Source organism: Janthinobacterium sp. GW821-FHT03C10, from assembly GCF_059420865.1.
In genome coordinates this window covers 173,871-196,052 of record NZ_JBWKUN010000011.1, presented here as the reverse complement: position 1 = coordinate 196,052, position 22,182 = coordinate 173,871, and the positions used below count along the sequence as shown (strand labels likewise).

Below are 22,182 nucleotides of genomic sequence, written 5' to 3'. Positions count from 1 at the left end.
CGCCTGCCGTTGCCGGGAGGCGCCCCTGCCGCAAGGCGTGTTGTCTCTGGACAAATGCAATGTTCACTTCGCGCAGCCTGTCGCCTGCCTTCTATTACCTGTTCTTTTCAGGAGAACGGGAGCAGCAGCAGCGCTTTTTCAAGGAACTGCATTTCATTTCGATAGCCATCCTGACGTTTGGCCTGGCTTGCTGGCTGGTCACGTTCAGCCTGACCCTGCCGCGCGCTTCGCTCGATCATGCGCAGGCGGCGCTGGGGGTGACGGGCATGCTGGCCGGGCTGCTGCTGACCGTGTATGCGAAGTCCTTGCAGGCGATTATCGCCAGCGGTACCATCAGCGTGCTGTTCATCGCTTTCGGCTTTCGCGTGCTGATGCTGGGCACGGAAGACCCCGCTTTTTGGGTGTTGCCGCTGGGGGTGATGATCACCCTGACGACGGCACCCATCTTCAGCGGCATCGCGTATTACCTGGGCGTATCGCTGTGCGTGTGGGCCATGCTGGGGCTGGGACAGTTTCCCGTGCATGCGGGCCAGGCCGACCAGCATTGGCCCGTGCTGGCCGTCACCATCAGCGTGATCATCGGCCTGGCGCTGAACATCTATTTTCTCGTCTTGCGCATCCACAACTACCGCGCCCAGCGCGAACTGGCAACGATGGCCTACAAGGATGGTTTGACCGGGCTTAACAACCGCCGCATGTTTACGCAGAGCGCCCGCGCCTTGCAGCGCACGGCGCGCACGCCCGCGTATTTCCTGATGATCGACATCGACGACTTCAAGCAGATCAACGACGTGCATGGCCATGACGTGGGCGACGAAGTGCTGAAAAGGATCGCCGAGGTGATCGCAGGGCTCTCAGGCGAGCACCTGTGCGGCCGCCTGGGCGGCGAAGAGTTCGCCGTCATTTACCTGGGCGAAAAGAACGCGGCCTGCGCCTTTGCCGCGCAGCTGGTCGATGCCGTCGAGGCGGCTTTCGTGCCGGAACGCAAGGTGTCCGTCAGCATCGGCGTCGCGGAATTGCTCAAGGAAGTCGACTTGTCGCACAGCTACCGGCGCGCCGACGAATCCTTGTACCTGGCCAAGAAGAACGGCAAGAACCGCTACGTGCTCAACGCCGCCTGAACGCCATCGTACGGCCCCGCATCGAGCAGCGCCAGCAGAGCTTGCGGCGCAATCTTCCACGGGTCGCGCTGCTCGGGGTCCACCTCGTACCAGCTGTCCCGGGCGCCGATCTTGAGGATGGTCAAGGGGATATCCTTGCCCTCGAAGAAGGCCAGCATGCGGCAGATCAAACGGCTCACTTTGGCATGGTCTTCCTGGTACAAAGAACAGGCATAAAAGCAGCCCTTCTCTCCCATGCGCAATTTCCTGGCCGCGCCGACACGCGATTGGAGCACATACTTGTGCAAGAACTCGGTCACGACCTCATCGTCAACGGGAATACTGCAGGAAATGGTGATCTTGGCCATGGCAAGGGGGCAGTGATTCAATAGACTAGCTTAGCAGAAAGCGTTTCATTCCTGAAATGCTAAGATCGCGGCGCGCGCATGCCGGCGCCCGGACCGGCATGGCCTCTCGACCAGGATTGCCATTGAACATACGCCTCATTTATCCCCTGCTGTCACTGTGCGCGGCTCTGGGCACGTCACCGTTTGCGCTGGCGCAAACGCAAGCGACCGAAGACGCCGCCTTCGTGGCCGCCACCGTGCCCGTCTCCGTGCCGTCGCCGCCGCTCAGCCTGAACGAGCATCCGCAAATCCGCGCCGACGTCTTCAAGCTGCTCGGCTATGCGCGCGGCAACTACACGCAGGGCGATAGCCTGATCGCGCTCCAGGCGCTCGACAGCATGCGCTCACTGGAACACATCCAGCGGACCATGCTGCCCGACGGGCGTTCCGTGCTGGCATCCATCAACCCCGACGCACACGGCGCGCAGCGGGCCGCCATGCTGTTCGACCCGCAACGCAAGCTGTTGGCCCTGGGCCTCGTCAACGGTCATTGCCAGGCCGCCATCGGCGATGCCGTGCCCGCCTGCCTGCCGTCCACCCATGCCATGCTGACGGTGTTTGTACCGCCGGGCGCGCAGGACGAGATGGCCGCGCCGCTGCTCGTGTGGGCGCGGCAACTGCCGCCCATGCTGGCGCAGGCTGCGCCGGAACAGCGGCAAAGCATTGCTGCGGTGGAATACATCACCACGCGTCCCGGCCAGCCCGGCTGGGAGCCGCGCGACCTGCCGCCCGGCTTTCCTCCCAGCTTGCTGCACCTGTTGCTGCCGAGCGCGGAATTGAATAGCAGCGCCAGCGGCGGCAAGCTCATCGCACCGGCGGGCCTGGCCGGTTTGCCCATGCGCACGCCTACGGAAGCGGCCGAGGCCGGCGACGAGCCCCTGCCCGATGCCAGCATCACCCTGCGCAGCTATGCCGATTTCCACTGGGTGCTCAACACCTATGCCAAGCTGGCCAAGGGCGCGCAAGTGCAGGGCCATGACGACAAGGTCGTGTTCACGGGCAGCGACACGAGCGGCCGCTACACAATCACCCTGCGCGAACCGGACAAGAAAGACAGCGTGCTCATCACCGTGGCCAGCTGGCGGACAAAATAAGGAGGCGAACAGGGAAAGCATTGCCATTACGCACAAGAGCATGGCATTTTGGCATTTTGCGGTATGATTTCCGGCCGTGCGGCGCGGCCCGATCCCTGCCTTGCCCACCCAGCCCTTCAAGCCAGCCACGCTTGCGTAGCATCCTGCCCTAAGGAGTCATATGTTCGGTTTTAACTTGCGCGTCGCCAAGATGGTGTGGACGGCTTTTCTCGTCGCTTTTTTGTTATTCCTCACGTACAAGGTATCGTCGACCCTGATCGTGGTGGTGTTTGCGGTGTTCTTCAGCTACCTCGTGTATCCGCTGATCGGGCTGCTGGAACGGTACGGGCCGAAGCGCTTGCCGCGCACGGCCAGTATCGGCATCGTCTTCCTGGTGGTGATCTTGCTGGTGGCGGTGCTGGGGTCGATCTTCGGGGCGCGCATCGAGGAAGAGGCGATCAAGCTCAGCGATCAGTTGCCGACCCTACTCAGGGGCAACAACTTTGCCGAGCGCATCCCGTTGCCGGAATTCATGGAGCCGTTGCGCGCGCGCCTGCTGTCCTTCATGCAGACGCAGCTGAGCAGCGGTACGGGCCAAGCCATGCCGCTGGCGAAGGAACTGGGCTTGACCGTCATGCATGCGGCCAGCAACCTGATCTATCTGGTGCTGGTGCCCGTGCTGAGCTTTTTGCTGATCAAGGAAGGCCCGGACATGCGCGACGGCTTGCTGTCCCTGCTGAACCGCCCGAACAAGAAACTCTGGGGCGCCATCATCGATGACCTCGACATCTTGCTGTCGCGCTATGTGCGCGCCCTGCTGCTGTTGTCGATCGCCACGTTTGTGTCCTACAGCATCGCCTTTTCCCTGATGGGCGTGCCGTACAGCCTGCTGCTGGCCGGTGCCGCCGCCCTGCTGGAGTTTATCCCGTTTGCCGGCCCGCTGGCGGCGGCCGTCATCGCCGTGGTCGTGGCCGGTTTCAGCGGTTTCGAGCACGTGTTCTGGCTGATCGGCTTTATCGCCGCCTACCGTTTGTTCCAGGATTACGTGGTCAACCCATATTTGATGAGCGAAGGCGTGGAAGTGAGCCCGCTGATGGTGATCGTCGGCTTGCTGGCCGGCGACCAGCTCGGCGGCGTGGTCGGCATCTTCCTGTCCGTGCCCGTGATGGCGGCCATCAAGATCGTCTTCGTGCGCGCGCGGGCGGCCTTGCAGGCGCGCCACGATGCACTGGAGAAAGCGGAACAGGCGGCGGAAGAAGCGCGCGCCCAGGCCCTGGCCGAGGCGGCGCTGCTGCAGGAACAGGGCAGCAAGGCGGCCCTGGAACCTCGCTAGCTTAGAACTCTTCCCATTCGCCGCTGTTGTCGGCGGCCGGCTTGGCAGCACGTGGCTGGGCCGGAGCGGCTGCCGAGGCGGTGCGGCTTGGCGCCAGGCGCAGCGCCGGGCGTTTCAAGGCCGCGCCTGCGGCGGCCACGACAGGCTTGCGCAAGGCGGGCTTGGCCGCTGCCGGGCCGCTGTGGGCGGCGTCGAGCTTGAAGATGCTGACCATCTCGGCCAGCGCCGCCGCCTGTTCCTGCATCGCTTCCGAGGCGGCCGCCGCTTCTTCCACCAGCGCCGCATTCTGTTGCGTCACGGTATCCATTTCCGCCACGGCCTGGTTGATCTGGCCGATGCCCAATTCCTGCTCGTGGCCGGCGGCGCTGATTTCGCCCATGATGTCCGTCACGCGGCGGATGCTGGAGACGATCTCGTCCATCGTCGTGCCCGTCTGACTGACCAGCGCGCTGCCGGCACCCACGTTCTGCACCGACGCTTCGATCAGCATCTTGATGTCCTTGGCGGCGGAAGCCGAGCGGTGCGCCAGGTTGCGCACTTCCGTGGCGACGACGGCAAAACCACGACCCTGCTCGCCCGCGCGGGCCGCTTCCACGGCCGCGTTCAGGGCCAGGATGTTGGTCTGGAAGGCGATGCCGTCGATCACGCCGATGATGTCGGCGATCTTTTTCGACGATTCGCTGATGGTGCCCATGGTGTCGACCACTTGCGCCACCAGCGCGCCGCCTTTCACCGCCACGTCCGAGGCGGAGACGGCCAGTTGGTTCGCCTGGCGCGCATTGTCCGAGTTCTGCTTGACGGTCGAGGTCAGCTCTTCCAGCGACGAGGCCGTTTCTTCCAGGCTCGACGCTTGCTGCTCCGTGCGGCTCGACAGATCCAGGTTGCCCGAGGCGATTTCATTGCTGGCCGTGGCGATGGCGCCGCTGCCGTCGCGCACGCCGCGCACGGTGGTCGACAGACGCTCCTGCATCTGTTTCAGGCCGCCCAGCAGGGCGCCCATCTCGTCGTGGCGCGTGATGACGATGTCGTTGGCCAGGTTGCCGTCGGAAATGGCGCCGAAATGGCGCAGGGCCTGGTCCAGCGGGCCGAAGATGGCGCGCAGCAGCAAGAAGCTGGAAATAATCGTCAGCAAGGCGCCCACTATCATGCCGGCGATGGCCATGGTTACCTGAGTATGGTAACTGGACTGGCTATCCGCATACATCCTGGCGGCCGAGGTGGCCTGGTATTGCGTCAAGGTTTCGGCGGCCTGGTCCAGGGTGCGGTACAGCGGCGTCAGCCCCGCCATCATCAGCTTGTCCGCCTGTTCGATATTGTTTTCGCGCAAAGCCTTGCTCATGACGAGCAAGCCGTTGTTCATGTAGTCGCTGCGCTTCTTGTCCATGTCGTCGGACAGGCGCTTTTCGTCCGTGCTTTGCGGCAAGGCCAGGTACACCTTCCAGGACTTGTTGGACGCTTCCATGAATTGTTCCGCGCGGGCCAGGGTATCCTTGGCATCGGCCGCTTCGGGGTGCACCATCACGCGGTCCATCGTGAAGCGGGCGCGGCCCAGGGCAATTTGCGATTCACCGATCGCTTGCGTCGAGGCCAGCTGATTGCTGTAGACCTCGTTGAGACTGTTGTTGGCCGATTTCAGGCTGATAATGCTCATCACGCCCAGCAAGGCGATCAGCACGCCCAGCACGCTCATGGTAGCGATCAGACGCATTTTTATTGTTATATTCGACAGCATGCAATTTCCTTGGTAAGGGCGCGACCGTGTCACCGCCTGCCGGGTGGGGTAGCGGCAAACGCCAGATGGGCGGATCACGTGAATTGTTCAGGACAGGTCGATACGGCGTGTGCGGCGGCAGGGGGAAAGGCGGCCCGCGCATATCGTCAGGAGTGCAAGACAGGGCAACGAGGTCGAGGTTTCCTGTACTTTTAATTTCCTGACTGCAAGATACAGGGAAAGATTACTAGTAGCAACATCCAGTATGGATTTTCACGATTTGTAACAAGCGGATGATGTTTTTTGCGCAGAACTGGCATTCCGCTGCCGTGCGCGGTCGCGCGGGAATGCCATTTATGCTAAGTAACCCCCAATAAATTATTGTGATTTCTGACTGCCATAACCGGCGCTCTACGGCGTTGCTCACTGCTAGCAGTGCCCGCACTGCGTCGCAGCGAGCGCCTTGCATAGCATCCGGTTCTGTTCGTCATAAATTCACACTAATTTCCCGAGGATTACTTAGTCAACTAGTTAATACATGGTTTCTTCGATGAGCTGTCCATCGTCGCGGAAATACTGAAACCGGCCCGTTTTCCTGCCCATGTTGTAGGCGCCTATCTGCTTCGGTTTTCCGTTCTGGAAATGTTCGATGTTGACGCCATGCAGCACGCCCTGGTGCCAGTTGCGATGGAATTGCGGCAGTTCGCCATCGGGAAACAACAGGGTTTCCGCGCCATCGCGCTTGCCGTCGGCAAAGCTGCCCTGGTAACGCCGCTTGCCGTCCGGATAAAAACTTTCCATCGTGCCATGGAGCACACCGAAGCGGTAATGCTCGACCAGTTCCAGCTGGCCGCCGGCCGCATACTGCTCCAGCTTGCCATCGGGTTTACCATCGAGCATGGTCAACACTTGCCAGCCGCCGTCCGGCGTCGCCTTCTTCCACGGCCCCTGTTTCACATCATCGACATAGTTGCCGCCACCACCGGGCTCCACCCACTGGCCCTGCTTTTTGCCGCTCACATAAGTACCCTGCCATTGCACCACGCCACCGACGCGGCGCTCGCTGGGCCCCTCCAGGCGGTCTTTCACGAAATGGTCGTAACCGGTGAAACTGTGCATGTCCGCTGCGCGCCATTCGGCCACGCCCGGACTCACTTCCCAGCGCCCCGTGCGCTGCCCACGCCGCATCTGGCCCGTCGTCGTTTCGTCACCGCTTTCATACGTCCATGGTCCCTCCGCCTTGTCGTCGACAAAGGCGCCAGACGAGCGGATGGTGTTCGGCTCTTCGTAATGCCATACGCCGGTACGCTTGCCCTGCGCATACAGGCCGCGGGCAAACACGCTGCCCACGCAGCAATTGACGTCATACTCGATGAATAGCCCGTCCTGGCTGGCGGCAAAGCGCTGCGGCTGCGTTTCCCAGGTGATCCACTTGACGTGATAACTGGGCGCGAAGCCCCCTTCCCAGCCCTTGCCCAGCAGATACGTGACTGTGAGGAAATGGCCATCCTTTTCCTGGTACGTCTTTTTATAGGCAAACGCGGGGGCGTCGGCCGGTTTGCCCGGCAGTAACTCGCCGTCGATATTGAAATAGCCGACCAGGGTGCCGTGCGCATGCTCGATGGCGTCGAACTCGGCCACGCCCGTGGGCGCATAGGCGATGCTGTAGTCAATCAGCTGCAAACGGGCCAGCGCGGCGCGCACCCGCGCCTCGTCCATGGTTTTGGCACCGCGCACGATGGCATCCAGCGCCGGCTGCAAGGTGGCCACCTTGAACATCTTGCCGCCGCTGCGCTCGTAGCGGTAGGCATGCAAGCCAAAGCGGTTGTCACTGCGGCTGAGCACGAACGTGGTTTCGCCTTCGCTGTCGAGATCCAGCTGGAACACGGCCTCGATGCTGGCCTGGCCGTACTTGTCCAGATTCATGCGTTTTTCACTGATGCCCTTGCACTGGCAATAGTAGCCGTTGACCTCGCCATTTTCCCGCAGGAAAGCCAGCACCACGCCGCCGTCGCGGCGCTCGACGGCGCTGGCGTAGGCCATGGGCGCACCCTCATAAAAACGCGGCGCGGCCTGCGCTGGCGCCAGGGCGCCCAAGGCCAGCGCCATGGCCATGGCCATCGTGCTCGTCCAAAATGTGTACCGCATGTCAACTCCACTGCCGAAAACCGCCATTATGCATGGCCGTTCAGGCAAGGCCCGACACCCCAGCACGCCGGCCAAACAGGGGGCGTTGTACCGTCTGCGCCAGCAGCACGCCCAGCAGCGAAATGCCGCCGCCGACCAGGTGATACACATGCATGCTTTCATGCAGCCAGACGACGGCCAGCAAGGCCGTCAGCAAGGGCAGCAGGTTGACGTAGATGCTGCAGCGGTTCGGCCCCAGCAGTTTGACGCCTTCGATCCACAAATAGGACAGGACGATGGACGAGCCGATGCCCGCATAGCCGATCAGGGGCAAGGTGGTGGCGTCCAGCCTGGCGCTGCCGGGCGGCAACAACAGGAAAAACGGCAGCATGCAGGCCAGGGCCGCCAGCGCCTGGCAATAGATGGCTTGCCAGGCGGGAATCGTTAAACGCCAGCGGCGCAGCAGCACGCCGTACAAAGCGAAGATCAGGCAGGCCAGCAGCATCAGCGCATCGCCCGCATGCACGCCCTGCTGCAGCAAGGCCAGCACGTCGCCGCGCCCTACCAGGTACAGCAGGCCGCCGAACGACAGCACGCCGCCGGCCGCCATGCCGACAGTCAATCGCTCGCCCAGCAGCAGCACGCTGAGCAGGGCCGTCATCAGCGGCGCCAGCGCCGTGACGATGGCCATGTTCGTCGCCGTCGTCGATTCGGCGGCGCGGTAGGACAGGCTCTGGAACAGCGCCATCGACATCAGGCCGCACAAGGCCAGCTGCCACCACTGGCGCCGCAGCGCATGACGGTTGCGCCACAGGGGGCGGGCGATAAACGGCGTCATCACCAGCAAGACCAGCACCAGGCGGTAAACCGTGATGGCCGTGGGGGCGATGCTGGACGCGGCCAGCTTCGAGACGACGACGTTGCCGGCCCACAGCAGCATGGCGAGAAACGGATACAGATAGGCGCGCACAGGCATGTATAGCTCCAGGAATAGTTGCGGGGAACCATCATGCCGCAGGCGCGCCGCGCCTTCTCGCGCTAAGATGTCCATACCTATCGCAAAACTGACGCTCTTTTTATGGATTGCACTTCCCCCGCCTTTCAGGAATTGCTGCCCGTCACGGCGCGCGCCATGGCGCTGGCCGTCGACTATGCGCATGGCCACGTGATTTCCGTACACCGCCACACGCATGCGCAATTGCTGTATGCCATCGAAGGCGTGATGACCATCGAGGCGCAGGGCGGGCGCTGGGTGGTGCCGCCCACGCGCGGCGTGTGGTTGCAGCCCGGCATCGCGCACCAGGTGCGCATGAGCGGCGCCGTGAAAATGCGCACGCTGTTCGTCAACTGCGCCAATTCTCCATTGCTGCCTGGCCACAGCTGCGTGCTCGACATCAGCCCCCTGCTGCGGCAACTGATCGTGGCGGCCGTCGACATTGCGCCCGACTTCGCGGAAGGCAGCCGCGACTGGCATCTGCTGCAATTGCTGTTGCACGAACTGGGCAGCCTGCCCGTGCTGCCCCTGTACCTGCCCTTGCCTGCGGACGCGCGCCTGCGCGGCATTTGCGCGCGGCTGATGGAGCAACCGGGCGAGCAGCTGACGGTGGCGCACTGGGCGCAGGAACTGGCGATCACCGAGCGCAGCCTGCACCGCTTGTTCCAGAAGCAGACGGGCATGCGCTTCGGCCAGTGGCGCCAGCAGGCGCGGCTGCTGCGGGCGCTGGAGCAATTGGCGCGCGGCGGCAAGGTCATCGATGTGGCGATGGACAATGGCTACACGAGCCAAAGCGCGTTTACGGCCATGTTCAAAAAGCATTTCGGCACCACGCCGACGGCGTTTTACCAGGCAAAAGTCATCGCGGCATAAAAAAAATGCTGCTATGCATCAATAATCATGGGCGATCGCCGCCGGGCTTGTTATCATCGCAAGCCTTATCGCACCGCGCCCATCCTGGCAGCGGTGTTGACCTTATCTCTCACCGCCATGACACAGAATTTCTTCCAGACATTTATCCTGCTCTTGCTCGTCACCGACCCGTTCGGCAACGTTTCCCTGTTCGTCAATGCCCTGAAACGGGTACCCATCGAGCGGCGCTGGAAAGTCGTGGTGCGCGAATGCCTGATCGCTTTCGGCATCTTGCTGCTGTTCATGTTCTTCGGCCGCCATTTCCTGAACGCCTTGCAATTGTCGGAAGTGGCGCTGCGCATCGGCGGCGGCGTGATCCTGTTCCTGATCGCCATGCGCATGGTGTTTCCACAGCCCAACGCGGGCAATAGCGACCACGAAATGGGCGGCGAGCCGTTCATCGTGCCGCTGGCCATCCCCGCGCTGGCCGGCCCGTCGGCCCTGGCCACCGTGCTGCTGTTTTCCTCGCATGAAATGAACGACGTGATCGCCCACGTGGCGGGGCTGACGGCCGTGGCCGCCGTCTGGCTGGCCGTCTTCCTGTGCGCCGAACGCTTGCAGCGGGCGCTCGGTCCAAGGGTCATGACGGCGTTCGAGCGCCTGATGGGCTTGATCCTGACGGCGATGGCCATTGAAATGCTATTAGCTGGCATACGCGCGTTCCTGAAGTCCGTTTAACATAGAACATTCATCCACTGAAGGAGTCCAGCATGAGCCGTTGCGCCCACATTTGCCTGATGGCCGACTACAACCAGTGGATGAATGCCAAGGTCTACGCGGCGGCCGCCAGCCTGCCGCCCGGCGAGCTGGAGCGCGAGCGGGGCGCCTTTTTCGGCTCCCTGCTGGCCACCCTGAACCACGTGATGGTGGGCGACACGCTGTGGCTGCAGCGCTATGCCAAGCATCCGGCCGGCTTCCCGCTGCTCGATCCCATCCGCGCCATCACGCCGCCCGCGTCGCTCACGCAGCCGCTGTTCGCGGCCGACGATTTTGCCGCCATGCACGCGCACCGGCAATGGCTGGACCAGGTCATCATCGACTGGGCCGCTTCCATCCGCGAAGAAGACCTCGACCATTTGCTCGACTACCGCAACAGCAAGGGGCCGAACCGACGCGAATTCTTCAGCCTGCTCATGCATTTCTTCAACCACCAGACGCATCACCGTGGCCAGGCCAGCACCTTGCTGTCGCAAGCGGGCGTGGATATCGGTGACACGGATCTACTGTTTCGCATCCCCAACCATATCGAGGACTGAGGGCAGGCGATAGCGCCACGCCTTGATCCCGATCAAGGTCAGCGCCAGCGCCCCCAGCAGCGCGCCGCAAGCCAGCGCACCCCGCATGCCATAGGACTCGATGGCCATGCCGCCGGCCAGCGCGCCCACCGTCACGCCCAGGTTGATGGCGGCGATATACACGCCGATGGCGAACGCGGGCGCCTCGCGCGCTTCGCTGCTGAGCCACACTTGCGTCACGATCAGCCCGCTCGTATGCGCCGCGCCCCAGAACAGCAGCAACACGGTCAGCGCCGCCCAGCCGATATCGCTGCCCGCATGCCGGTACAACAGCCAGTACGCCAGCCCCAGCAGTACGGGCTGCAGCAAGACCGTGCGCAGCACGTGCGTGCCCAGCTGGCGCCCGGCGTACAGATTGCCCGCCACGCCGCCCACGCCAAACACCACCAGCGCCAGCCCCGTCTGGCGCGCCGACAAGCCCGCCTCCTGCTGCAGGTAGGCGGCCGCATACGCATACACGGCAAACATGGCGGCAAACACCAGCACGGCGGCGGCAATGGTGAACCACAGGGCAGGTTTGCGCAGCACGGCCAGCTGGCGGCCATACGTCAGCGGCGCCTCGCGCGGCGTGTCGGGCAGAAACAGATACAGCCCCAGCGCCGCCAGGGCATTCACGAGGGCGCAGGCGAGGAACGACGCCTCATAGCCAACTTGCGCGGCGATCCACGTGGTCAGCGGGATGCCCAGCACCATGCCCATGCTGGTGCCCGTAAACGCATGCGCGCCGGCCCGCGCCGCCTGCTGCGGCGGATACAGGGCGGCGGCCGCCACCATGGCCAGCGAGAAATACACGGGGTGGAACAGGGCCGGCACGATGCGCAGCGCCAGCAGCAGCCCGAAGCGGGGCGCATACGCCGAGGCCACACTGGCCAGGGCAAACACGAGAAGCGAGACGATCAGCACGGGCTTGCGGCGCCAGCGCGTGGCCAGCAGCACGAGGAAGGGGCCGCCCACGGCGATCACCAGCGCGAACAGGCTCACCAATGAGCCCGCCTGCGCGGCCGTCACGCCATGGCGCTGCATGATCATCGGCAAGATGCCGACCACGCCAAACTCGATGCAATACACGCCGAACAGGCCCAGCGCGAGGAAGACGATGGGGTGCGGGCGCGTCATGACATGTCCTTGGCGCCAGCTTCCTTGTTGCCATAAATCGCCTGGCACAGTTGCGTCACAAAGGGCCCCGCCATGCCCTCCAGCGCCGTATTCGTGAACGCCACCACGGACAATTCCTGCGCCGGATCGACAACCCACGAGTGGCCATACGTGCCGCCCATGCGCCAGCTGCCCACGGATTCCGGCGTGGCGGCAGCAAGCGGGTCCGTCAATACCGTGAACCCCAGGCCGAAGCCCCGTCCCGGCCAGAACGGCAAATCAAAACCGCCCGTCTGGTTTGCTCCCATCTGCCGCGCCAGCGCCGGCGGCAGCAGCGGCGCGCCGCCCTGGCGCAAGGTTTCCAGCAGGCGCATGAAGTCGGGGGCGGAACCCACCATGCCGGCGCCGCCGGACGGATACGCGTGCGCGTCGAGCGCCCTTGCCGGCGACAAGGTAAAGCCGGCCATGCCGTCGAGAAACGGCAGATGGTCTTCCCCCGCATCGCGCAAACGGCGCGGCCGGGCTTCTCCCGCTGCGCGGTCCACATAGGCGACGGCCAGGCGCGCCGCGTCGGTGCTGATAAAGCCCGTGTCGCGCATGGCCAGCGGCCCCGTCACCAGCTGTGCCACGGCCTGCGCCAGCGGCAAACCCGTCACCGCTTCGATCACGGCGCCCAGCACGTCGGTGGCGATCGAATACGCCCAGCGCTCACCGGGTGCAAACGCGAGCGGCACGGTGGCCAGGCGGCGCAGATTGTCTTCCAGTGACATACGGGACGCATCCATGCCGTCGGACACGCCCGCCCGCGCATACGCGCCGCCCGGCGGCTGGAAAAAGCCGTAGTCGAGGCCAGCCGTGTGCGTGAGCAGGTGGCGCACGGTGATCGCCGCCACCGTACCGTCCGGCTGGCGCGGCGCGAAATACGGCAACCAATCCGCCACCAGGTCGTCCAGGCCCAGACAGTCCTGTCCCACCAGCGCCAGCGCGGCCGTCGAGACGATGGGTTTGCTGACGGACGCCAGGCGGAAGACGGCGTCTTCCATCATGGGCGTGCCCGCCTCGCGGTCCAGGTGGCCGGCCGCGCGGCAGTACACGTCCTGGCCGCGCTGGCGCACCAGCACCACGGCGCCCACCAGGCGCTGCTGCTGCAGCACGGCATCGAGCAAGGGATCGATACGGGCGGACAAGGCCGCGGGAGAGAAGTTGTACATCATGGCTCAGCCTTTCAAATGATCAGGCTGCCAAGGTAAGCCAGGCGCGATCAAAGAAAAACAGGCTATAGTTTCAGTCTGTGCGGACGTTGACATCCGCAATCAAAAAGGGAAACCATGGATAATCTGGCGGGATTCACGGCCTTCGTACAGGCGGCGGAAATGCGCAGTTTCGTGGCGGCGGGCCGGGTGCTGGGGATTTCCGCCTCGGCCGTGGGCAAGAGCATCGCGCGGCTGGAAGAGCGGCTCGGTGTGCGTCTGTTTCACCGCAGCACGCGCAGCATCGCGCTCACCAGCGAAGGCACCGTGTTTCTCGAACGCTGCCGGCGCATCCTGGGCGAGATCGAAGCGGCCGAGCTGGAATTATCCAACAGCAAGAGCGCGCCGCAGGGCCGCCTGCGCGTCAGCCTGCCGCTGGTGGGCAGCCTGCTCAATCCCGTGCTGGCCGCGTTCGCGCGCGCCTATCCGCAGGTGGAACTCGACCTCGATTTCAGCGACCGCCGGGTCGACGTCATCGAGGAGGGATATGACGCCGTCGTGCGCGCGGGCGAAAGCGCCGACAGCCGTTTGATGAGCCGCCAACTGGGGCAGTTCCAGCTGCAACTGGTGGCCGCGCCCGCCTACCTGGCGCAACACGGCACGCCGCTGCTACCAGCCGAGCTGGTCCAGCACACCTGTCTGCTGTACAAATTTCCCAGCAGCGGCAAGGTCGAGGCGTGGCCCTTGCCCGAGTGGAATGCCCTGCACGCGGCCGGCTTGCCGACTGTGCTCAACTGTAACAACGTCGACACCCTGCTGCACTTTGCCGAAAGCGGCCTGGGCATCGCCGCCCTGCCCGACTTCGCCGTGCGGGCGGCACTGGCAGCGGACCGCCTGCGGCCCGTGCTGGACGCGCACCGCCGGCACGACGGCGCCTTTCGCATCCTGTGGCCCAGCAGCCGCCACCTGACGCCGAAACTGCGCGCCTTCATCGACTTCCTCACTGCCCACGTGTTTCCCCAGCGCTGATGTTTCCTGCGGTAGCGCTCGTTGTTTCCATGCGACAACTTATTTCATTTGCCGCCAGTTCTTGAACTTTTCACGGACTTGATACAATTATTTGTATTGCAGTGCGGAATTTTGAGGAACAATTACAGGCTGGCCGCCCATACGTACAAACCCGTAGCCCCGGTCCGTCCGACGTTTCCTCACCATACCGCAACACGAAAGCAATCATGTCACTCACACAATTCAAAATCGGCACCCGGCTCGGGATCGGGTTTGCTGTCGTCCTCGGCCTGCTGGTGGCCGTCTTGCTCGTCGGCCTGTACTCGATGGGGCAACTGAGCGCCCGCACCCACGATATCGTGGCCGACAAGAACGTCAAGATGGCGGCGGCCAATACCATGAGCGACAACGTGCGCAACATTACCCTGGCGATCACCAGCGTGGTGGTGGCGCCGACGGAAGCGCTGGTGCAGGCGGAACTGGCAAAGATCGGCGAAGCGCGCAAGAAGTACGGCGCCGCCAAGGAAACCTTGCAAAAGAAAATCTCGACGGACAAGGAAACGGCGCTGATGGCCGAGCTGGACGCGGCCCTGAAATCGGGCGCGCCGCTGAACAACAAGGTCATCGAGCTGCGCAACGCGGGCCAGACGGAAGAGGCGATCGCCTTTTTGACCCAGCAAGCGGCGCCGAGCCTGAAGATCGTGCTGGGCGCGCTCGACAGCCTGGTCGCGTATGAAGCCGAGCAGGCGGCGCAGGCGGCGACGGACGCCGAAACGCTGAGCGCCAGCGCGCGCGCCTCCATGATCGTCCTCGGCAGCGTGGCCGTGCTGCTGGGCGCCTTCGTGGCCTGGATCATCACGCGCTCGATCACCCGCCCCATCAATGCAGCCGTGGCCGTGGCGGAAACCGTGGCCTCGGGCGACTTGTCGTCGCACATCGTCGTCAATTCCAGCGATGAAACGGGCCGCCTGCTGGGCGCCCTGAAGGCCATGAACGACAGTTTATTGGGCGTGGTGGCGCAAGTGCGCCATGGCACGGATGCCATCGCCACGGCATCGAGCGAAATTGCCGCCGGCAACCTCGACCTGTCTTCCCGCACGGAAGAGCAAGCCAGTTCCCTGGAAGAAACGGCCTCGTCGATGGAAGAACTGACCTCGACCGTGAAGCAGAATGCGGACAATGCGCGCCAGGCCAACCAGCTGGCGAAAAGCGCGTCCGAGGTGGCCGTGCGCGGCGGCAGCATCGTCTCGCAAGTGGTCGACACCATGGGCACGATCAATGACTCGTCGAAGAAAATCGTCGACATCATCGGCGTCATCGACGGCATCGCCTTCCAGACCAACATCCTGGCCTTGAACGCGGCCGTGGAAGCGGCGCGCGCGGGCGAACAGGGCCGTGGCTTCGCCGTGGTGGCGACGGAAGTGCGCAATCTTGCCCAACGATCGGCTGGCGCAGCGAAAGAAATCAAGGAATTGATCGCCGCCTCCGTCGCCAATGTGGACACGGGGTCGCGCCTCGTCAATGAAGCGGGCCAGACCATGGGCGACATCGTCGACAGCATCGTGCGCGTGACCGACATCATGGGCGAAATCACGTCCGCCACGCACGAGCAGACCATCGGCATCGAGCAGATCAACATGGCCATCGCCCAGATGGATGAAGTGACGCAGCAAAACGCGGCCCTGGTGGAAGAAGCGGCCGCCGCCTCGCAAAGCATGCAGGAGCAGGCGGGCGAACTGGCGCATGTGGTGGGCTTCTTCAAGACCGGCAACCATGTCGCCAGCGCGCCCAAACTGACGCCTGTGCGCGCAGCACCGGCAGCGCCAGCCATCGCGCGCCCCGCGGCCAAGCCCGTACCCGTGCGCAAGGTCGTCGCGGCCGCGCCGGCACGCCGCAGCAATGCCGGTGCCGAGAGCGAATGGGAAGAGTTTTAACCAATAGCAACATCCTCCCCACGGGAAAGCCAGGCAGGAAATTGCTGCCTGGCTTTTTTTCGTCCGCCAATACCACTTTTTTTGCGGCAAAGCCCGCGCAATAGGCAAAAGTGCAAAACGTGCAGCGTGCATACGCTTTACAATCCTCGCTCGCTTTACAAAATATTGGTCATCATGAATCAGGCAGAACAGCAGCGCCTCCTGGCTATCCTGGAGTATTGGCACAAGATCGAATTCTTTATCCCGTTTGACCTGAATCAAATCACGGACGTTGAAGACCAGTCCACCGTGCGTCTCCTGCACCGCGAACAGCTGGTGCAATTGCCGCCGCAGTTCGCCACGCAATGGCCAGTGCCTTCCGACCGCGAGATCGACGGCTTTTCGCTCTTCCTCGGCGTGTTCGACAAGGCCGAAATCAACAAGGCTTGCCCGCCGGCCAACGGCCCGGAAAACATGGCCGAAACAGAAAAAACAGAGCTGCTGGGACGCTCGTGCTTTGCCCGCCTGAACCTCAATGCGCTGGGCGAGCCGCAGTTCGACCCTGTCTCCGTGTCGACCTTGCCGTGGGCCCTGGGCCGCGCCCGCACGCCGGACTGGTCCGGCCTGAGCCTGGACGCCTTCAGCGACAGCCAGCTGGCGCTGCAGGACAGCTTGCGCAATTTCGCGGCAAGCCGAGTATCGCAGCAAATAGCGGACGAGGCAGGCAATGTCTCGTCGCCCCTGTCCGGCGTGGAAATCGCGGCCCTGGCCGACCTGCTGCGCGACTGGGCCGGTTTCCACCCGTCCGCCGGCCAGCCGCTGGCCGTGCTGGAATTGCGCACGCGCAAGAAACGCGCGGCCGTGGCGGAAAACGACCTGGCTGAGGCCAGCCAGAACCGCAGCCTGGACTTCGGTGACACGGTGGAACCCAGCATCGATATCCTCAACAGCTTTTACCTCGATGACCTGGAGCAGATCATCCGCGCCTTGCGTGGAGGCAAGTTGCCCGCGACGGTCGCCGCCTATCTGACGCCGCTGGCGCAGGACGAGCGCATCGACCTGTACAGCCCGGCCGGACGCCAGGCGCTGGCCGCCATGCTCAATCCGGCCAATATGAACCGGGGCCACTGGCTGGAGGACGCCAGCTACGCCATGAGCCTGATGCAGCAGTTCGCCATCCACGGCGCACGCACCAGTTTGCATGAGCGCGGCATCTTTTCCGTCAACGGTCCGCCCGGCACGGGCAAGACGACCTTGCTGCGCGAATTGTTCGCCGACAACATCGTGCGCCGCGCCAGCGTGCTGTCCTGCCTGGACCGCGCCGGCGACGCCTTCATCGGCAAGGTGGCCGTGGCCTTCGAAGGCGTGCGCGACCCGATCACCATCGCCCGCTTGCGCCCGGAACTGACGGGCTTTGAAATGGTCGTCGCCTCGTCGAACAATGCGGCAGTGGAAAACATTTCCGGCGACCTCCCAAAACCGAAACAGCTGGGCAAGGAATGGGCGCGCACGCGTTACTTTGAAAGCGTGGCGCGCCGCGTGGTGGCCGATGGCAATGGCGCCAACCGTGCCTTGGGCGACACGGAAGCGCCATGGGGCTTGATGTCCTGCGCGCTGGGCAATAGCGCCAACCGCCGCCGCTTCGTCAGCAATTTTTATGACGACGACTGGGATAAAACCACGGCGCGCAAGACGCCGAACGCGCAGAATATCCGCCAGTGGCTGGCCAGCTACCAGGGCGTCAGCTTCGCCCAGGCGGCGCGCGAGTTCCGCGAGACGGAACACGTGGTGGAAAAGGCCCTGGCCGAGCACGCCCAATACGCGGCCCTGTGGCAAGCCGTGGGCACCTGTACGGAAGCCGATTTTATCCAGGCCAGCCAGCAAGCGTTGATTGCAGCCGAGCAAGAGATGGATGCGGCGAATGCCGCCCTGTCCGGCGCGCTGGCGCAGCAGGACACCTTGCTCGCCAGCAAGAAGGAATTGCTGGAAGAAGAGCGCCTGGTGGCGCTGACGCAGCCCGGCTTCTTTGCCCGGCTATTCCGCACGGCTCCGGCGCGCGCCTACAAGGACGCCGTCATCGCCAATGCCGAGGCGCAGCGCCAGGCAGCGCGCGACGTCTCCGCCATCAAGCTGCTCTTGAAGGGCGAACTGGAGCCGCGCTGCGAACGGGCACGCCATGGCCTGCACATCGCGCTGCGCACGGCGCAATCGCGCCAGCGCGAATGGGATGACAGCACGGAGCTGCTGCGCCGCGCGCGCCTGCGCTTTCCCACCATCATCGCGCCGGCGACCCTGGACGAGCTGGACGGCGACGCGCTGCAGATTGGCGGCCTGTGGCATGAACCGGCCCTGGCGCGCCTGCGCTCGCGCCTGTTCGCCAAGGCCCTGGCCCTGCATGAAGCGTGGCTGGCGGAAGTGGCGAAAAAGGGCGGCCCCGGTTTTGGCGGCAACTTGCTGGCCGTGTCGAAATTGCTGAAAAACAAGCGCGCCTACGACCAGTCGCACGTCGCCATGGTCTGGCACAGCCTGTTCATGGTGGTGCCCGTCGTGTCGACCACGTTCGCCTCGTTCGCGCGCCAGTTCCAGGGCATGGGCCCCGAATCGCTGGGCTGGCTGTTCATCGATGAAGCGGGCCAGGCCGTGCCGCAAGCGGCGCTGGGCAGCCTGTGGCGCGCCAAACGGGCCGTCGTCGTGGGCGACCCGCTGCAGATCGAACCCGTGTTCACGGTGCCGGGCCGCCTGGTGCAAACCCTGTCCGCCCTGTCGCCGCATACGCAGGATGGCAGCTACGCGCCGACTTCCGTTTCCGTGCAGACGCTGGCCGACAAAGCCAACCGCTATGGCGCGACGGTCGGCGCCGGCAGCGCCCAGCCCCTGTGGATCGGCAGCCCCCTGCGCGTGCACCGCCGCTGCGTGGAGCCAATGTTTTCGCTGGCCAACAGCATCGCCTACGAAGACAAGATGGTCTATGGGCTAGCTGAACGCACGCCGCCGGCAGGCGCGCGCGGCCTGACGCGGGGACCGAGCCGCTGGATCGATGCCGTCGGCGCCGTCAGCTACAAGCAGGTGGTGCCGGTGCAGCTCGATTTCGTGCTGGAAGTATTATTAAAACTATACCGCCGCGACGGCAAGCTGCCGGACATGTATGTGATCACGCCGTTCAAGGCCGTGCGCAACGAATTGCGCTCGCGCATCGTCGACATGGACTGGGACCGCCGCCTCGGCTACGGCAAGGCGCCCACGGCGCGCGAACTGCGCCAGTGGAGCAGCCAGATGGTGGGCACCGTGCACACCTTCCAGGGCAAGGAACAAAGCGTGGTGATGCTGGTGCTCGGAGCCGACGACAGCACGGCCGGCGCCGCGCAATGGGCGGCGGCCACGCCGAACCTGCTCAACGTGGCCCTGACGCGTGCACAACATTACGTGTACATCGTCGGCAACCCCTTGCTGTGGGGACAGTTGCCGCACTTTGCGGCGGCGTGCGCGCAATTGCCGCATACGGGCATGCATGAGTTTTTGGTGGAGATGGGCTGATTGGCAGGCGTAGGTCGGATTAGCGCGGCAACGCCGCGCGTAATCCGACATCTGCGCTGCCGCCAACACTACGTCGGATTACGGCCCCTGGCCTAATCCGACCTACGCTGCTGGAGCGGGAAGGTGAGGGGAAACGTCGTGGCTCTGCATAATGCCATTTGTGTAGGTCGCGTAGGTCGGATTAGCGCTTGAGCGCGTAATCCGACATCATCGCAGCGCCAACAATATTGTCGGATTACGCGTAGCTACGCCCCGCTAATCCGACCTACGTTGCTGCGCCGGGAAAACCAAGGTAAACGTCGTGGCGGCCGCGTCCGAGGCCACGCTCGCGTTGCCGCCATGTAATTGCATGATGGCCGTGACGATGGCCAGCCCTAATCCCGTGGAGGCGGCCGAGTCGCTGCGGGCGGGGTCGGCGCGGTAGAAACGCTCGAACAGGTGGGGCAAGTGACGCGCGGGGATGGCGGGGCCAAGGTTGCTTACGCTCAGTTCCACGCCCTCGTTGGTCGCGTGCGAACGCAACAGAATCGTGCTGCCGGGCGCCGCGTGGCGGATGGCGTTCGACAGCAGGTTGCCCAGCGCGCGGCGCAGCAGTTGCGGCTCGGCCGTCACCGTGCCGCTGCCGTGGCAAGCCAGCGCCAGCTCGCGTTCTTCGGCCAGGCCTTCAAAGAAATCGGCCAGGCGCAAGAACTCGTCCTGCACGGGCAATGCTTGCTTGATCAGGATCATCTCGTCCTGCTGCGCCCGCGCCAGAAACAGCATGCTGTCGATCATGCGCGACAGCCGTTCCAGCTCTTCCACGTTCGACGACACCAGCTGTTCATACTCGTGCGCGCTGCGGGGGCGGGCCAGCATGACCTGGCTTTGCCCCAGCAGATTGGTGACGGGCGTACGGAATTCATGCGCGAGGTCGGCGGAAAACTGCGACAGCCGCGCGTACCCTTCCTGCAAGCGCGCCAGCATGGCGTTCAAGGCCTGTATCAGGGGCAGCAATTCCGTCGGCGCCCCGCGCGCCTCCAGCTGCTGACCGAGCTTGCCCGGCCGCACGAGGGCCGCATGGGCGGCGATATTGCGCAACGGCCGCAAGCCCCGCAGCAGCATCACGCTGGCAAGCATCGCCGCCACCAGCGCGCTGATGGCGACAGAGACGACGATCTGCCAGCGGTAGGCGGCAAACATGGCCGTGCGGTCGCCATAGACCCGGGCAACGGCAATATCGGCCATCTGCGCCGGCTCGCCGATGCGCGCGCTGGCCGCCACCACCCTGGCCGGATAGCCGTCGCGGCTGGTCCAGCTGACGATGTCGCTGGCCGTCACGGGCGCATCGACGGCCACGGGAACAGCATGCGCGACGTTCTCGCCGTTCGGATTGACATCGATCAACCGCGTGCCATCGGCGCGCACGATGCGCACCAGGGAATTCTCTTGCCCGCTCATGGTGTCGCGGAAATACTGGGGCCGCTCGCGGATGATGTCCAGGGTGCCGGCATTGCCGAGTAATTGCTGGATCTGCCGTAGTTTACCCAGCAATAAAATATCGTCGCGGCGCTCGATTTCCGCCACAAATGAACGGTACAGATGCATGCCCAGTCCGGCCGACACGAGGGCCACGATCAGCACGAACACGAGCGTGACGCGCAGGGTCAGCGAGCGCCGCAGTTCTGCCAGCTTCATGCGGCCACGCCGCTGTCGGGAGCGCTGGGCGCGCGCAATTCGCAGACATAGCCCATGCCCCGCAAGGTGTGGATCAGCTTGGGTTCGAACGGGTCGTCGAGCTTGCTGCGCAGGCGGCGGATGGCCGCGTCGATGACGTTGGTATCGCTCTCGAAATTGATGTCCCACACTTGCGAAGCGATGATGGAGCGCGACAAGACCTCGCCCTGGCGCCGCGCCAATAAATGCAGCAAACCGAATTCCTTCGCTGTCAGGGTGATGCGCTGGCCTTGCCGGCTGACCTTGCGTTTCATCACGTCGATTTCCATGTCGCCGATGCGGATGACGTCGTCTTCACGGGGCGGCCCGCGCCGCAGCAGGGTGCGGATGCGCGCCACCAGCTCGGCAAACGCGAACGGTTTCACCAGGTAATCGTCGGCGCCCAGTTCCAGCCCTTTCACGCGGTCCTGCACCTCGTCGCGCGCCGTGAGGAAAATCACGGGCACGTCGGCGCCACCCTCTTGCAGGCGCAGCGCGCGCAAGACTTGCCAGCCATCCATGATGGGCAGCATGACGTCGAGCACGATGAGATCGGGTGACTCCGTACTTGCCATGTGCAAGCCGTCGCGGCCATTGCGCGCCAGGCTCACCGTGAAGCCGGACTCGGCAAGGCCGCGCAGCAGATAGTCGCCCGTCTTCGGTTCGTCTTCGATGACCAGGATACGCATGGCAGCTTTCTAAGGAGAATATAAAACCATTCTACGCCGCGCGCCGGGCGCCGCGGATGATAAAAATGTCATGCGGCGATCATCTTCTCGTAGGGCACGCCTGGCCATA

Annotated in this window: 17 protein-coding genes; 9 read left to right on the top strand and 8 right to left on the bottom strand. The window is 64.1% G+C overall.

What is annotated here, in order from left to right; all coding sequences use genetic code 11:
- Nucleotides 1-59 precede the first annotated feature (59 nt).
- A complete protein-coding gene (locus tag AC07VH_RS28030) occupies nucleotides 60-1,121 on the top strand; it encodes a GGDEF domain-containing protein (RefSeq protein WP_475417670.1) in 1,062 nt (353 codons plus the stop codon).
- Here AC07VH_RS28030 and AC07VH_RS28025 read toward each other — a convergent pair.
- Nucleotides 1,100-1,420, bottom strand: coding sequence for a hypothetical protein (locus tag AC07VH_RS28025; protein ID WP_494788947.1), 321 nt, complete (start codon nucleotides 1,418-1,420; stop codon nucleotides 1,100-1,102). The genes AC07VH_RS28030 and AC07VH_RS28025 overlap by 22 nt on opposite strands.
- A gap of 170 nt (nucleotides 1,421-1,590) precedes the next feature.
- Here AC07VH_RS28025 and AC07VH_RS28020 point away from each other — a divergent pair, with 170 nt between their 5' ends.
- Nucleotides 1,591-2,601: a hypothetical protein gene (locus AC07VH_RS28020; protein ID WP_494788946.1), complete on the top strand. Its 1,011-nt coding sequence runs from the start codon at nucleotides 1,591-1,593 to the stop codon at nucleotides 2,599-2,601.
- A gap of 160 nt (nucleotides 2,602-2,761) precedes the next feature.
- Complete coding sequence (locus tag AC07VH_RS28015; protein WP_475417673.1) at nucleotides 2,762-3,913, top strand: AI-2E family transporter; 1,152 nt, start codon at nucleotides 2,762-2,764, stop codon at nucleotides 3,911-3,913.
- A 1-nt stretch (nucleotide 3,914) separates the two neighbouring features.
- On the opposite strand, the gene AC07VH_RS28010 is transcribed toward AC07VH_RS28015, so the two are convergent.
- From AC07VH_RS28010 to AC07VH_RS28000, 3 genes are all read right to left on the bottom strand, one after another.
- The gene (locus AC07VH_RS28010; RefSeq protein ID WP_494788945.1) at nucleotides 3,915-5,645 is read right to left on the bottom strand and encodes a methyl-accepting chemotaxis protein; all 1,731 of its coding nucleotides are present in this window, start codon (nucleotides 5,643-5,645) and stop codon (nucleotides 3,915-3,917) included.
- Nucleotides 5,646-6,155: 510 nt separating this feature from the next.
- Complete coding sequence (locus tag AC07VH_RS28005; RefSeq protein WP_494788944.1) at nucleotides 6,156-7,772, bottom strand: toxin-antitoxin system YwqK family antitoxin; 1,617 nt, start codon at nucleotides 7,770-7,772, stop codon at nucleotides 6,156-6,158.
- 40 nt (nucleotides 7,773-7,812) lie between these two features.
- Nucleotides 7,813-8,727 (bottom strand): DMT family transporter, encoded by a 915-nt coding sequence (locus AC07VH_RS28000; RefSeq protein WP_489629479.1) that lies wholly within the window; start codon nucleotides 8,725-8,727, stop codon nucleotides 7,813-7,815.
- A 102-nt stretch (nucleotides 8,728-8,829) separates the two neighbouring features.
- Here AC07VH_RS28000 and AC07VH_RS27995 point away from each other — a divergent pair, with 102 nt between their 5' ends.
- From AC07VH_RS27995 to AC07VH_RS27985, 3 genes are all read left to right on the top strand, one after another.
- Entirely contained in the window at nucleotides 8,830-9,618 is a 789-nt protein-coding gene (locus tag AC07VH_RS27995) for an AraC family transcriptional regulator (RefSeq protein ID WP_494788943.1), read from the top strand.
- Between the two features lie 117 nt (nucleotides 9,619-9,735).
- Nucleotides 9,736-10,335 (top strand): MarC family protein, encoded by a 600-nt coding sequence (locus AC07VH_RS27990; RefSeq protein ID WP_475417678.1) that lies wholly within the window; start codon nucleotides 9,736-9,738, stop codon nucleotides 10,333-10,335.
- Between the two features lie 32 nt (nucleotides 10,336-10,367).
- Nucleotides 10,368-10,913: a DinB family protein gene (locus AC07VH_RS27985; RefSeq protein ID WP_494788942.1), complete on the top strand. Its 546-nt coding sequence runs from the start codon at nucleotides 10,368-10,370 to the stop codon at nucleotides 10,911-10,913.
- Here the strand turns inward: AC07VH_RS27985 and AC07VH_RS27980 are convergent.
- On the bottom strand, nucleotides 10,878-12,068 hold the full coding sequence (locus tag AC07VH_RS27980) for an MFS transporter (protein WP_494788941.1): 1,191 nt from the start codon (nucleotides 12,066-12,068) through the stop codon (nucleotides 10,878-10,880). The two genes, AC07VH_RS27985 and AC07VH_RS27980, sit on opposite strands and share 36 nt — an antisense overlap.
- Nucleotides 12,065-13,261, bottom strand: a complete 1,197-nt coding sequence (locus AC07VH_RS27975; protein WP_494788940.1) for a serine hydrolase domain-containing protein — start codon at nucleotides 13,259-13,261, stop codon at nucleotides 12,065-12,067. Before AC07VH_RS27975 ends, AC07VH_RS27980 begins: the two co-directional genes overlap by 4 nt.
- Before the next feature lie 114 nt (nucleotides 13,262-13,375).
- Here AC07VH_RS27975 and AC07VH_RS27970 point away from each other — a divergent pair, with 114 nt between their 5' ends.
- The 3 genes from AC07VH_RS27970 (at nucleotide 13,376) to AC07VH_RS27960 (ending at nucleotide 19,692) form a co-directional block, all read left to right on the top strand.
- The gene (locus AC07VH_RS27970) at nucleotides 13,376-14,266 is read left to right on the top strand and encodes a LysR family transcriptional regulator (RefSeq protein WP_494788939.1); all 891 of its coding nucleotides are present in this window, start codon (nucleotides 13,376-13,378) and stop codon (nucleotides 14,264-14,266) included.
- 206 nt (nucleotides 14,267-14,472) lie between these two features.
- Nucleotides 14,473-16,179, top strand: coding sequence for a methyl-accepting chemotaxis protein (locus tag AC07VH_RS27965; RefSeq protein ID WP_494788938.1), 1,707 nt, complete (start codon nucleotides 14,473-14,475; stop codon nucleotides 16,177-16,179).
- A 174-nt stretch (nucleotides 16,180-16,353) separates the two neighbouring features.
- Nucleotides 16,354-19,692, top strand: coding sequence for a DEAD/DEAH box helicase (locus tag AC07VH_RS27960; RefSeq protein ID WP_494788937.1), 3,339 nt, complete (start codon nucleotides 16,354-16,356; stop codon nucleotides 19,690-19,692).
- A gap of 255 nt (nucleotides 19,693-19,947) precedes the next feature.
- On the opposite strand, the gene AC07VH_RS27955 is transcribed toward AC07VH_RS27960, so the two are convergent.
- Nucleotides 19,948-21,366, bottom strand: coding sequence for a heavy metal sensor histidine kinase (locus tag AC07VH_RS27955; RefSeq protein WP_494788936.1), 1,419 nt, complete (start codon nucleotides 21,364-21,366; stop codon nucleotides 19,948-19,950).
- Nucleotides 21,363-22,073: a heavy metal response regulator transcription factor gene (locus tag AC07VH_RS27950; RefSeq protein ID WP_475417686.1), complete on the bottom strand. Its 711-nt coding sequence runs from the start codon at nucleotides 22,071-22,073 to the stop codon at nucleotides 21,363-21,365. The genes AC07VH_RS27955 and AC07VH_RS27950 overlap by 4 nt, the downstream gene beginning before the upstream one ends.
- Nucleotides 22,074-22,182 lie beyond the last annotated feature (109 nt).

Coding starts and splice junctions, on each gene's coding strand:
- AC07VH_RS28030 (WP_475417670.1), top strand. CDS start 60: ATGTTCACTTCGCGCAGCCTGTCGCCTGCCTTCTATTACCTGTTCTTT.
- AC07VH_RS28015 (WP_475417673.1), top strand. CDS start 2,762: ATGTTCGGTTTTAACTTGCGCGTCGCCAAGATGGTGTGGACGGCTTTT.
- AC07VH_RS28010 (WP_494788945.1), bottom strand. CDS start 5,645: ATGCTGTCGAATATAACAATAAAAATGCGTCTGATCGCTACCATGAGC.
- AC07VH_RS28005 (WP_494788944.1), bottom strand. CDS start 7,772: ATGCGGTACACATTTTGGACGAGCACGATGGCCATGGCCATGGCGCTG.
- AC07VH_RS28000 (WP_489629479.1), bottom strand. CDS start 8,727: ATGCCTGTGCGCGCCTATCTGTATCCGTTTCTCGCCATGCTGCTGTGG.
- AC07VH_RS27995 (WP_494788943.1), top strand. CDS start 8,830: ATGGATTGCACTTCCCCCGCCTTTCAGGAATTGCTGCCCGTCACGGCG.
- AC07VH_RS27990 (WP_475417678.1), top strand. CDS start 9,736: ATGACACAGAATTTCTTCCAGACATTTATCCTGCTCTTGCTCGTCACC.
- AC07VH_RS27985 (WP_494788942.1), top strand. CDS start 10,368: ATGAGCCGTTGCGCCCACATTTGCCTGATGGCCGACTACAACCAGTGG.
- AC07VH_RS27980 (WP_494788941.1), bottom strand. CDS start 12,068: ATGACGCGCCCGCACCCCATCGTCTTCCTCGCGCTGGGCCTGTTCGGC.
- AC07VH_RS27975 (WP_494788940.1), bottom strand. CDS start 13,261: ATGATGTACAACTTCTCTCCCGCGGCCTTGTCCGCCCGTATCGATCCC.
- AC07VH_RS27970 (WP_494788939.1), top strand. CDS start 13,376: ATGGATAATCTGGCGGGATTCACGGCCTTCGTACAGGCGGCGGAAATG.
- AC07VH_RS27965 (WP_494788938.1), top strand. CDS start 14,473: ATGTCACTCACACAATTCAAAATCGGCACCCGGCTCGGGATCGGGTTT.
- AC07VH_RS27960 (WP_494788937.1), top strand. CDS start 16,354: ATGAATCAGGCAGAACAGCAGCGCCTCCTGGCTATCCTGGAGTATTGG.
- AC07VH_RS27955 (WP_494788936.1), bottom strand. CDS start 21,366: ATGAAGCTGGCAGAACTGCGGCGCTCGCTGACCCTGCGCGTCACGCTC.
- AC07VH_RS27950 (WP_475417686.1), bottom strand. CDS start 22,073: ATGCGTATCCTGGTCATCGAAGACGAACCGAAGACGGGCGACTATCTG.